The following is a 10759-nucleotide window of genomic DNA, read 5'->3' as shown; positions in this document are numbered from 1 at the left end:
GCGTCACGGTACGGAGCTTGGCGAGCGATTCGACGGTGCTGTCGGGCCGGATGCCCTCGTCGCGGGAGACGACTGTGGTGTTCCCCTTGCGGTCGACGATCTCGACCGGCACGACCTCGTCATCGAAACGCCCTGTCTCCCAGGCTTCGTGGGCGCGGCGGTGACTTTCCGCTGCGAGCGCGTCGGAGTCCTCACGCGTGATACCGCACTGCTTGGCGACGTTCTCCGCGGTCTCGATCATTCCGCTGATCTTGCCGAAACGCCATTCCGGCTGCGACCGCTCGCGACCGCGGTCGAGGCGGTCGTAGAGGTTCAGGCTGCCGGCGCGGGTGCCCCAGCGGGCACCGGTCGTGTAGTGCTCGATGTTGCTCATCGACTCGACGCCACCGGCGACGACGACGTTCGCGGCGCCGGTCTGCACCATCATCGCGGCGGTGACCAGCGCCTGCAGGCCGGTGCCGCAGCGGCGGTCGGTCTGGATTCCGGCGACCGAGATCGGCAGGCCCGCGTCGAGGGCGGCCCAACGACCGATGCACGGCGCCTCGGAGCTCGCGTAGGACTGCCCGAACGCGACCTCCTCGATCAGTTCCGGGTCGACGCCGGAGCGCGCGACGGTCTCCTTGACGACGGTGGTCGCGAGGGAGACGGCGGACACGTCCCGGAGTGCACCACCGAATCGGCCGACGGGCGTGCGGACGGGGGCGACGAGGGCCGCTCGGGTCATGGATTAACTCCTCAACGGGAACAAGATTTGTACGGCCATTTTTCGGTACGCGACCGCCCACGTCAACAGGGCACGCCCCGGAATCTCCCCGAACACGCAATCGGGGCCGGATTCGCGACCGACAAACGGTGCAAATCCGGCCCCGATTGGCCGTACATTCTCTAGCCGACGATGCCGGCGGCCCGCAGCCCCGCGATCTGCTCGTCGGTCAGCCCGAGCTCGGCCATCAACGCGTCGGTCTGCTCGCCGAGCGCGGGCACCGCCCCCATCGGCAGTTCGACGTCCCGGAAGTTCATCGGCGGACGAACCGCCCGAATGGGACCGGCCGGGGTCTCGACCTCGCGCCACCGGTCGCGGGTGTCGAGCTGCGGATGCTCGATGAGCCCGCGCAGATCACGCAACTGCGCGGCGGGCACGCCCGCGGCGGCCAGCTTCTCGTCGAGCACGGCGCTCGCGAACTGCTTCGTCGCCGCCCCGACGAGCGCGTCGACCTCCTCGCGGCGCCGTACCCGCTCGACGTTCGTCGCATAGCGCGGGTCGTCCGCCAGTTCCGGCAGCCCCAGCACATCGGTCAGGGTGCGCCAGCCGCGATCGTTCTGGACGCCGATGAGGATCTCGCCGTCGGCGGTCGGGTACTTGTCGTACGGCGCGATCGACGTGTGCGCCAGTCCCATTCGCGGAACCTGTCGATCTTGATACATCTGCAGGTACATCGGGTAGCCGAGCCATTCGGCGGTCGCGTCGAACATCGAGACGTCGATCGTCGCGCCCACACCGGTGCGGCAACGACGCAGCAGCGCGGCCTGGATCGAGGTCAGCGCGTACATACCGGCGGCGATGTCCGCGGTGGGGATGCCGGTCTTCACGGCCGTCTCGGGAGTCCCGGTGATCGAGCACAGCCCGGTCTCCGACTGCACCAGCAGGTCGTACGCCTTCCGGTCGCGCATCGGGCCGTCCGTGCCGTAACCGGACATGTTCACGACGATCAGTTCGGGATGGTCGGCGCGCAGGTCGTCGGCGCCGAGCCCAAGTCGTTCGGCCGCGCCGGGCGCCAGGTTCTGCAGGAACACGTCGGCACCGGCGATCAGGGATTTCACGGCGGTGATCCCGTCGCCGGCCTTCAGATCGACGGCGAACGACTCCTTGCCCCGGTTGAGCCACACGAAGTGGGCGGCCTGCCCCAGCACGGCACTGTCGTAGGCGCGGGCGAAATCGCCGTCGCCGACCCGTTCCACCTTGATCACCCGGGCACCCAGGTCCGCGAGGTGCCGGGTCGCGAGCGGCGCCGCGACCGCCTGTTCGAGGCTCACCACGGTGAAACCGGCCAAGGGGAGGTCCGACGACCCGCTGTCGTTCGCGCTGCGTTCGGTCATGTCTTCCAGCAGTACCAGACGCGTCCGCACCCGTGTCGACCGCATTCTGTGCAGGCCACCCGGCCAGCACCGCAGATTGATACGCATTCACTAACAATCCCGGCGGCATCAAGTATTGGACAGCCACAGTTTGCGCTGGAATTCTTTGTGATGCGGAGCACACAGCTTGCTCGGCATTCGAGAACCCCATCCCCAGAGAAGAGAGGACGAGGTATGAGTGCGTCCCCCACCGACCGGGAAGCGACGAAGAAGGCCCGCAAAGCCGGAATCGCCTCCTTCGTCGGCACCACCATCGAGTGGTACGACTTCTACATCTACGGCACGGCGGCAGCGCTCGTCTTCGGCAAGATCTTCTTCTCCGACGACCTTCCGGCCGGGGTCGCGACACTGCTGGCGTTCGTGACGCTGTGGGCCGGCTTCCTCGCCCGCCCCATCGGCGGCATCATCTTCGGTCACCTCGGCGACCGCATCGGCCGCAAGAACACCCTGGTGATCACACTGATCATGATGGGTATCTCGACGGTCGGCGTGGGCCTGTTGCCCACCCACGCGCAGATCGGAATGTGGGCACCGATCCTGCTGGTCCTCCTGAGAGTTCTGCAGGGCGTTGCGGTCGGCGGCGAATGGGGCGGCGCCGTCCTGATCGCCAGCGAGAACGCGCCCAAGGGCAAGGGCATCCTGTACTCCGCGTTCGCGCAGCAGGGCTCACCCGCGGGCAACCTGCTGGCGACCATGGCGTTCTTCCTGCTCTCGTCGATGCCGACGCCCGAATTCCTCCTCTACGGATGGCGCATCCCGTTCCTCTTCTCGGGCCTGCTCGTGATCGTCGGCATGGTCATCCGGCTCAAGCTCGAAGAGTCCGACGCGATGAAGGCGGTGCTCGCCAAGAAGAAGGTCGTCAAGCTGCCGATCGCCGAGGTGCTGCGCAAGCACTGGGTGCTCGTGCTGCTCGGCGCCGGCGCCCTGCCGCTCGCCCAGGTCACCTACTTCAAGAACACGTTCGCATTGTCCTGGGCGACAAGCGAACTCGGATACGAGCGCGGCACGTTCCTCGGCATCATCGCGATCGCACTCGTCGTCCAGTTCATCGTGCAGCCGTTCGGTGCTGTGCTCGTGTCGAAGATCGACATGCGCGTGGCGATGTGCCTGATGATCGTCCCCGAGCTGTTCCTGATGCCGGCCATGTTCTACGCCATCCGCACCGAGACATTCGCGATCGCGGCGATCGGCATGTGCCTCGCGACGATTCCGCACTCGATGTTCTACGGGGCGATCGGCGGAATCCTCGCCCGTGCCTTCCCCGCGAAGATCCGCTACTCGGGCCTGTCCACGGCCTACCAGCTGTGCTCGCTCGTCGTCGGCGGCGGCACCCCGGTCCTCGCACAGTGGCTGCTCAACCGCTCCGGCAGCGTCACCGGCGTCGCGATCGCCGCCGGAACGTACGCCGCGGTGTCGCTGGTGTGCACCTTGCTTCTGCTCAAGCGCACCGGTTACAACCCGAAGGCACTGTCGATCGCGGAGCAGGCCGACGAGGCCGAGCTGGAGCTCGAGGCGCAGGAAGCGGCCGAGGCTGCCGCATCCGCGGCCCGCACCGAGTCCGCGACCGAGTCGACCGGCCGGGTCCGCGTCGGAGCCTGACGAACAACCCGACACAAACGAGCGGTGCCGAATCCCTTCTCGGGTTCGGCACCGCTCGCTTGCGTCAGGAGGATCCGGCACCCGGGGTCGGCAAAGCCTCCTCCGAAAGCCGGAGGACCTCCGCGAGCGCCGGACTGGTGTCGTCCTCCCGCCACACGAGCCGCACATCGATCGGCGGCTGCCCCTCGAGTGGTACGAACACCACCTCCGGGTTGACGACGTGCTGAGCCACCGACGAGACCGTCAGAGTGCAGCCGACATCGGCGGAGACCAGCGCGGCCAAGGACAGGGAATCCGGTGCGCTCTGCACGATCCGCGGCGTGAACCCGGCGTCGTGCGCCAGACGCAGCAGCAGCTCGCGCAGCATCGACCCCGGCTCGGCGGGGAGCATCACCCACGGTTCGTCGGCGAGTTCGTCGAGACGCAGGCTCGTCCGCCCGGTCAGCCGGTGCTCGCGGGGCAGCCCGATCACCAGGTCCTCACGGGCGACGACCCGCGACGCGATCCCGGGCGGGAAGAACAGCAGTCGCACGATGCCGATGTCGAGGGTGCCCTCCGCGAGCCGGTTCACGACTTCGCTGGCGTAACTCGATCCGGCGAGCACGAATTCGATGCCCGGATGTGTACGTCGCACCAGCTTCGCCCACCGGCCCACCAGATGGTGCGACGACGAACCGGCGAACCCGATCCGCACTCGTCCGGTCCGGCCGCGCCCGGCGGCGGTCACCGCCATCTCGGCCAGGCGTACCGCGTCGAGGATGGCACGAGCCGGTTCGACGAGGGCACGTCCCGCCTCGGTCAGCCGGACGCTGCGCGTGCTCCGCTCGAACAGCGTTGCCCCGAGCCCCTTCTCGAGTTGCCGAATGGTGCGGCTGAGCGGCGGCTGCGCCATGTGCAGGCGCTGCGCGGCCCGCCCGAAGTGCAGCTCCTCCGCGACCGCAAGAAAGGCTCTGATCTCATGGATCTCCACCACTCCAGATTATTCCTCATCTGATATCAGAGCAGACAACACTTTGTATTGGACTGCATCTATTGCGCATGTCACAGTCATAGGACAGCAGAGAACGATCAGGAGTTCGCAATGGCCGCAGACAAAGTCATGACGATGCGCGACGCCGTCGCCACGTACGTGCAGGACGGGATGACGGTCGCCCTCGAAGGCTTCTCGCACCTCATCCCGTTCGCGGCCGCCCACGAGATCATCCGGCAGGGCCGCAGGGACCTGACGCTGTGCCGGATGACGCCCGACATCATCTCCGACCAGCTCATCGCCGCCGACTGCGTCTCGAAGCTGGTCGCGTCGTTCTTCGCGAGCGGCTCCGCCGGATCGCTGTACGAAATTCGTCGACGCATCGAGAAGCACGACCCCGTGAAGCTCGAGGTCGAGGAGTACAGCCACTACGGGATGGTGTGCCGCTACCAGGCCGGCGCGGCCGGATTGCCGTTCTTCCCGCTGCGTTCCTATGCCGGCAGCGACCTGCCCGCTCTCAACCCGCAGATCCGCCTCGTCGACGACCCGTACGGCGAGGGCAGCATCTACGTTGTGCCACCGCTGAATCCGGATGTGACGATCATCCACGCGCAACGCGCCGACCGGTCCGGCAACGTCCAGATCTGGGGCATCGCCGGTGTCCAGCAGGAAGCGGTGTATGCGGCGAAGCACGCGATCGTCGTGGTCGAGGAGATCGTCGACGACGACGTGATCCGCTCCGACCCGAGCCGCACGCTCGTCCCGTCCCACGCGGTGGATGCCGTCGTCGTGTGCCCGCGCGGCGCGCACCCGTCCTATGCGCAGGGCTACTACGACCGCGACTGCGCGTTCTACCGCCGGTGGACGGCGATCAGCAAGGACCCGCAGGCACTGCGCACGTGGCTCAAGGAGTGGGTGTTCGAACTCCCCGACCACGGCGCCTACCTCGCCAAGCTCGGCGACGATTACTGGAGCGACCTCGAGGTCGCACCGCGCCATTCCGGTACCGTCAACTATGGGAGCCGAAAGTGACTGCTGCCGAAACCTTCTCCACGACAGAGCTGATCGTCTCGGTCGCCGCACGCGCCCTGGCCGGTAAGACCCGGGTCTTCGCGGGCGTGGGACTTCCGACACTCGCGGTGGATCTCGCGGCCCGCACGTCGAACCCCGACGTGGAGCTGATCTACGAATCCGGTGTCTGCGGTGCACATCCCGAAGCGATGGCCGAGGGGATCGCCGACTCGGTGGTGGTGTCCGGTGCCGAGTCCGTCGTCTCGATGGCGTCGCTGTTCGGATACGTGCTGCAGGGCGGCAACGTCGACGTCGGGTTCCTCGGCGCCGGGCAGATCGACCGATACGGCAGCCTGAACACCAGCATGATCGGCGACTGGGAGAAGCCAACCGTGCGATTGCCGGGGGCGGGCGGCGCCGCCGAGATCATGCCGAATGCGGGTGAGGTCTTCGTGGTGATGCGCCGGCACGACCCGAGCTCCTTCCCCGCCGAGCTCGACTTCTGCACGTCCCCGTCCCCGGTGCGCGCCCGCGAGGCCGGTGTCGGGATGATGCCGCGCGGCAGGGGCGTCACCAAGGTGTTCACGAGCCTGGGTGTGCTCTCCCGCAGCGGTCCGTTCGACGAACTCGAACTCACCAGCGTGCACGAAGGCGTCACCGTCGACGAGGTGCGCGCCGCGACCGGCTGGGATCTGAAGGTCTCGGACACCCTGACCGTGACCGAACCTCCCACCGCCCACGAGATCCACCTGCTGCGCGACGAGATCGACAAAGTGCGTCTCTACCTGCGCTGACCCTGCCCCTCGTGCGCGTTTTCGGTAGTTGCTGCTACCGAAAACGCGCACGGGTCAGGGGGCCACGGGGTAATGGCTTCGGACCGCGATGCGGTTCCACGCGTTCATGACGATCGCGAGCCACGTGATCGCGGAGACCTGCTCGTCGTTGAGCGAACCGTCGTCCCATTCGTGACGACCGGGCTCCATGGGGTGCGTGACCTCCTCCGCGAGGGCGAGCGCGGCCCGCTCCTGTTCGGTGAAGTACTGCGACTCCCACCAGGCCGCGAGGACCGCGAGACGGTCCGTCGTCTCGCCCTTGTCGAGCGCATCCCGAGTGTGCATGCGCAGGCAGAACGCACATCCGTTGAGCTGCGACACCCGGATCTTCACCAGTTCGGCCAGCTTCGGATCGAGCCCGGCCCGCGCGACGGCCTCCTCGACCTCCTTGTTCAGCGCCAGCACGCTCTTGTACGGGGCCGGATGCTGCTTACCGAGATTCACGTGCGCCATCGTCGAGGTCCTTCCGGCGAGCGAAACCGGCCCGGATGCGACCGGCCGTTTCATTCTGCCAGTCGCACCCGGGCCGCCGGGGCAGCTACGCGGAACCTCCGGTGAGCAACGCCCACACGTCGCCGGCCGCGACCGCGGTGTCGAGCAGTTCCGCGTCCCACGACGCGAGTGATCCGAATTCACTGCGCCACGACAGGATCCGGTTCGCGTGCCGGTGTAGTTCGTGTTCCATCGTGAATCCGATCGCACCGAGCGCCTGGTGTGCGTTCCGCGCGATCTTCCCCGCCGCATGCCCGGCACAGGACACCGCCGCGGCGATGTCGAATCGTGTTGCCGCGTCGTCGAATCCGCGTTCGACGGCGGAATCGACCGCGGCGTCGGCGGCAGCCCGTGCGAGTGCCGCCTCGGCGGCCAGATCCGACACCAGCGCCTGGACGGCCTGGAACTTGCCCAGGGCGCGTCCGAACTGCACGCGGGCGGTGGTGTGTTCGACGACCAGTTCGAGGATGCGGTCCATCGCGCCGGCCGACATCAGCGCGCGTGCCAGCGCGCCGCGGTACCGGAACTGCCCGGCGACGGTCTCGGATACCGGCGTGCCGGACAGTTCGGACAGATCGACACGCACGTGGTCGCGGGGTTCGGCCGCGAGGTTGACCGCTGCGGTCAACTCGATGCGATCGCGCGGCACGTCGGCCACCGACCATCCGTCGGTGCCCTGCCACAGCACGACGACGGCATCCGCGTAGCGCGCCCACGGCACGTACCGGGCCTGCCCGTCGGCGTCGAGCACCGCGGCGGTGCGCACCCCCTCCTCGACGGGAAGGCCGGCCTGTTCGAGCAGCCATCCGGCGAGCAGATCGTGTTCGGCGACGGGGACGGCTGCGGCGGCGCGCCCGGCCGCGGAGAGCAGCAGCGCGGCCTCGGTCCAGCCGGCGCCGCTGCCACCGCTGGCCTCGTCACCGGTGAGCCGGGTCAGGCCGAGCTCGGCGAGCGTGGTCCACAGCGGACGGTCGAGCTCGACGACCTCCCCGATCCGGTGGTCGTCGCCGGCGGTGAGGACCTCACCGAGCATCTTTTCGAAGTCCTGCAATTCGGTCGACTGCGTCATCTCAACCCCAATCCTCGTGCGATGACCCCGCGCAGGATCTCGCTCGTACCACCGCGCAGCGTGAAACCGGGTCGCTGCATCACACCCGCACGGACCAGCTGCGCGAGCTGGTCGTCGCCGGGGCCGTAGCCGACGAGTTCGTCGGCGAGGTCGGCGATGTCGCCTTCGAGCCCGGTGCCGAGCACCTTCACGACCGACGCCGACAGGGCCGCGTCCTCACCGCGCTGCAGCGATTCGGAGACGGCACGCGACATGCGGCGCAGCCCCGCGATCCGGCCGATCGACGCGCCGATCCGCGGATCGCGGTCGACGCTGCCGGCGCCCGCGCCGCGCACGAGCTCCTCGAGGAGACCGAACGTGGACAGGAATCGTTCCGGCCCGCTGCGCTCGAAGCCCAGTTCGCTGGTGACCTGCTCCCAGCCGGAGCCGATGGTGCCGAGCACCAGGTCGTCGGGAACGAACACGTCGTCGAGCAGCACCTCGTTGAAGTGGTGCTCACCGGACATCGACAGGATGGGGCGGATCGTCACACCGGGCGAGTCCAGCAGCACGATGAACTGGCTGAGCCCGTCGTGTCGGTGCGCCGGGTCCAGCGGCGCGGACCGGGCCAGGGCGAAGAACGCGTCGGCGTGATGCGCACCGGAGGTCCACAGCTTGGTGCCGCTGATGCGCCAGCCGCCGTCCACCTGCGTCGCCCGGGTCTTCACGCTCGCGAGGTCGGAACCGGAGTCGGGTTCGGACATGCCGATGGCCCAGCAGATTTCACCGGCCGCGATGCCGGGGAGGAACCGCCGCTTCTGCTCCTCGGTGCCGTACTTCAGCAGCGACGGCGCGGCCTGCCGGTCCGCGACCCACTGGGCCGCGACCGGGGCACCGACCGCCAGCAGTTCCTCGGTGACGACGAACCGCTCCATGAACGTGCGCCCGTGCCCGCCGTACTCGGTGGGGATCGTCATGCCGATCCAGCCCTTCGCGGCGAGCGACCGCGTGAAATCGGGATTCCACCGCGTCAGCCAGGTGTCGATGCCGGGGGTGAAGACCCCCTTCTCGATCTGCTCGTGCAGGAACTCCCGCACCTCGGCCCGCAGTTGCGCGAGCGTGGGATCGGGGGCGCCGGCCGGCGGCACCAGTTTCGTACTCATGTCCTAACCTTTCTTCCCGGCCGACGATTCCGGTATTTCCCCGGGGCACAGGAGGTTCAATGCCATCTCCGCGTACCGTTCGCCGAGTTCGGCGGGAGTGTCGGGTCCGTTCGGGTCGTACCAGTTCGCGATCGCGGCCGTCATCGCGAGAATCGACTTGCGGCAGTCGTCCGGGTACTTCGTCGTGAAGACCCCCGCCCCGACACCGTCGTCGATGATCGTGCGGATCCGCTGCCGCCCCACCCGTCGCCGCTCGTCGTAGAGCCGCGCACCCTCGGGTTCGAGGTTGCGGATCTCGGTGGCGATCATGCGCCCGTGTTCGGGGAACTGCGTGCGGAATTCGACGTTCGCGCGGACGAATGCGCGCAACTGCTCGACCGGATCGTCACCGGCGGCTTCCAGCGCCTTCTCCCACAGCGAGTCGTAGGTGTCGACGCCGTCCATGAGGATGGCGAGCAGCAGATCCTGCTTGTTCTTGTAGTGGTAGTACAGGGCGGACAGGCTCACGCCCGCCTCCTGCGCGATGGTGCGGATGGACGAGGAGCCGTATCCGTTGCGGACGAACTCCTTTCGCCCCACCTCGACGAACATCCGCTGCCGCGGTGACAGTGCCATCAGTGTGCCTCGGCATCCGCGTACGTGTCGATCAGCTCCCGCAACGCGCCCTTGACCATCTTGCCGGTGGGGGTGCGCGGCAGGTCGCCGACGAACCGCACCCGGCGAGGGCACTTGAACGACGACAGCCGGTCGCGGCAGTAGTCGATGATGTCGCGTTCGGTGTCGTCGCCGGTGGCCACACCGGGGACGAGGTGGACGAATGCCTCCACCCGTTCCCCGAAGTCGCGGTCCGGCACCCCGACCACCGCGACGTCGGCGACGGCCGGGTGCAGTGCGAGCAGGTTCTCGATCTCTTGAGGGTAGATGTTCACGCCACCCGAGATGATCGTGAAGTTGTCGCGTCCGGTCAGGAAGAGGAAGCCGTCGGCGTCGAGGTAACCGAGGTCGCCGGTCGTCATCCAGTCCTCGTGGACCGGATGCCGTGTGCGCGCGGTCTTCTCGGGATCCTTGTGGTACTCGAGCCGATAGTCCTGTCGCTCGAAGTACAGGACACCGATCTCCCCCGACGGAAGTTCGCTCCCCGCCTCGTCGCAGATGTGCGCGATGCCGAGTGTCCCCGGCCCGCCCGTCCGGCCGACGCTGCCCGGCTTGCGGAGCCACTCCTGCGGGGTGATCACCGTGCTGCCGATGGCCTCGGTGGACGAGAAGTACTCGTACACGATCTCACCCCACCAGCGGATGAGCGCCTGCTTGACGTCGACCGGGCACGGCGCCGCCGAGTGCAGCGCGTACTTCATCGACGACAGGTCGTATCGGTCCCGCACCTCCTGCGGAAGCCGCAGCATCCGAACGAAATGCGTGGGCACCCACTGGCTGTGGGTGACGCGGTACCGCTCGATGTACTCGAGGCAGCGCTCGGCGTCGAACCGGTCCGTGAGCACGACCGTTC

The 10759-nt window shown here is 68.0% G+C and carries 10 protein-coding genes and 1 pseudogene; 3 read left to right on the top strand and 8 right to left on the bottom strand.

The window, feature by feature from the left end:
- A pseudogene (locus tag I0Q12_RS12615) lies at window positions 1-724 on the bottom strand (acetyl-CoA C-acyltransferase); the annotation flags it as partial.
- A 161-nt stretch (window positions 725-885) separates the two neighbouring features.
- Entirely contained in the window at window positions 886-2097 is a 1212-nt protein-coding gene (locus tag I0Q12_RS12610) for a CaiB/BaiF CoA-transferase family protein (RefSeq protein WP_197252243.1), read from the bottom strand.
- Between the two features lie 213 nt (window positions 2098-2310).
- Here I0Q12_RS12610 and I0Q12_RS12605 point away from each other — a divergent pair, with 213 nt between their 5' ends.
- Entirely contained in the window at window positions 2311-3735 is a 1425-nt protein-coding gene (locus I0Q12_RS12605; RefSeq protein WP_197252242.1) for an MFS transporter, read from the top strand.
- A 64-nt stretch (window positions 3736-3799) separates the two neighbouring features.
- On the opposite strand, the gene I0Q12_RS12600 is transcribed toward I0Q12_RS12605, so the two are convergent.
- Complete coding sequence (locus tag I0Q12_RS12600) at window positions 3800-4705, bottom strand: LysR substrate-binding domain-containing protein (protein ID WP_197252241.1); 906 nt, start codon at window positions 4703-4705, stop codon at window positions 3800-3802.
- A 111-nt stretch (window positions 4706-4816) separates the two neighbouring features.
- On the opposite strand from I0Q12_RS12600, the gene I0Q12_RS12595 reads away from it, so the two are divergent.
- Window positions 4817-5737, top strand: coding sequence for a CoA transferase subunit A (locus I0Q12_RS12595; RefSeq protein ID WP_197252240.1), 921 nt, complete (start codon window positions 4817-4819; stop codon window positions 5735-5737).
- Window positions 5734-6510, top strand: a complete 777-nt coding sequence (locus tag I0Q12_RS12590) for a CoA-transferase (protein ID WP_197252239.1) — start codon at window positions 5734-5736, stop codon at window positions 6508-6510. The genes I0Q12_RS12595 and I0Q12_RS12590 overlap by 4 nt, the downstream gene beginning before the upstream one ends.
- 54 nt (window positions 6511-6564) lie before the next feature.
- Here I0Q12_RS12590 and I0Q12_RS12585 read toward each other — a convergent pair whose 3' ends face one another.
- From I0Q12_RS12585 to I0Q12_RS32720, 5 genes are all read right to left on the bottom strand, one after another.
- Window positions 6565-7002 carry a carboxymuconolactone decarboxylase family protein gene (locus I0Q12_RS12585; RefSeq protein ID WP_197252238.1) on the bottom strand — a complete coding sequence of 146 codons (438 nt, stop codon included), beginning with the start codon at window positions 7000-7002 and terminating at the stop codon, window positions 6565-6567.
- A gap of 85 nt (window positions 7003-7087) precedes the next feature.
- Window positions 7088-8110: an acyl-CoA dehydrogenase family protein gene (locus I0Q12_RS12580; RefSeq protein ID WP_197252237.1), complete on the bottom strand. Its 1023-nt coding sequence runs from the start codon at window positions 8108-8110 to the stop codon at window positions 7088-7090.
- The gene (locus I0Q12_RS12575) at window positions 8107-9252 is read right to left on the bottom strand and encodes an acyl-CoA dehydrogenase family protein (protein ID WP_197252236.1); all 1146 of its coding nucleotides are present in this window, start codon (window positions 9250-9252) and stop codon (window positions 8107-8109) included. Before I0Q12_RS12575 ends, I0Q12_RS12580 begins: the two co-directional genes overlap by 4 nt.
- Window positions 9253-9255: 3 nt before the next feature.
- A complete protein-coding gene (locus tag I0Q12_RS12570; RefSeq protein ID WP_197252235.1) occupies window positions 9256-9867 on the bottom strand; it encodes a TetR/AcrR family transcriptional regulator in 612 nt (203 codons plus the stop codon).
- Window positions 9867-10759, bottom strand: an 893-nt coding sequence (locus I0Q12_RS32720; protein WP_231610530.1) for an AMP-binding protein, incomplete at its 5' end; no start/stop codon positions are given. The genes I0Q12_RS12570 and I0Q12_RS32720, both read right to left, overlap by 1 nt.

Source organism: Rhodococcus sp. CX (assembly GCF_015865005.1).
Lineage (GTDB): Bacteria > Actinomycetota > Actinomycetes > Mycobacteriales > Mycobacteriaceae > Rhodococcus.
Note: the sequence above shows the minus strand (reverse complement) of the source record. Positions and strands in the feature narration are given on the sequence as shown.

Excerpts from the sequence above, each read along its gene's own strand:
- I0Q12_RS12595 (WP_197252240.1), top strand. The coding sequence starts at position 4,817 with ATGGCCGCAGACAAAGTCATGACGATGCGCGACGCCGTCGCCACGTAC.
- I0Q12_RS12585 (WP_197252238.1), bottom strand. The coding sequence starts at position 7,002 with ATGGCGCACGTGAATCTCGGTAAGCAGCATCCGGCCCCGTACAAGAGC.
- I0Q12_RS12580 (WP_197252237.1), bottom strand. The coding sequence starts at position 8,110 with ATGACGCAGTCGACCGAATTGCAGGACTTCGAAAAGATGCTCGGTGAG.
- I0Q12_RS12575 (WP_197252236.1), bottom strand. The coding sequence starts at position 9,252 with ATGAGTACGAAACTGGTGCCGCCGGCCGGCGCCCCCGATCCCACGCTC.
- I0Q12_RS12605 (WP_197252242.1), top strand. The coding sequence starts at position 2,311 with ATGAGTGCGTCCCCCACCGACCGGGAAGCGACGAAGAAGGCCCGCAAA.
- I0Q12_RS12610 (WP_197252243.1), bottom strand. The coding sequence starts at position 2,097 with ATGACCGAACGCAGCGCGAACGACAGCGGGTCGTCGGACCTCCCCTTG.
- I0Q12_RS12570 (WP_197252235.1), bottom strand. The coding sequence starts at position 9,867 with ATGGCACTGTCACCGCGGCAGCGGATGTTCGTCGAGGTGGGGCGAAAG.